Annotated in this window: 1 pseudogene; it reads left to right on the top strand. The window is 70.9% G+C overall.

Annotated features, from left to right (window positions below):
• A pseudogene (locus tag F8271_RS31925) lies at positions 1–111 on the top strand (ABC transporter ATP-binding protein); the annotation flags it as partial.
• Positions 112–350 lie beyond the last annotated feature (239 nt).

Raw genomic sequence — 350 nt, forward strand, 5'->3', positions numbered from 1 at the left:
CGGGCGCACCGGGGGTACGTGCTGGAGACCGGCCGGATCGTCAAGGAGGGCACCGGCCAGGAGCTCCTGCACGACCCGGCGGTCAAGGAGGCGTACCTCGGCGTGGCCTGAGTTACCCGTGCGACGGCCGGTCATCCCCCGCGGGGGATGACCGGCCGTCGCCGTTCGGGCCGGGCGTCCGTTTTCGCCTCGGGTCGCCCGGTGCCGCAGGCCGGGGATGTCGGTGCGACGGACTAGAGTCGCTGCCGTGACAGCTACGACGCCGCGCCTGCTTCTCGTCGACGGACATTCCCTGGCATACCGGGCTTTCTTCGCCCTGCCGGTGGAAAACTTCTCCACCACGACGGGTC

The sequence above is a fragment of the Micromonospora sp. ALFpr18c genome, assembly GCF_008868155.1.
GTDB lineage: Bacteria > Actinomycetota > Actinomycetes > Mycobacteriales > Micromonosporaceae > Micromonospora.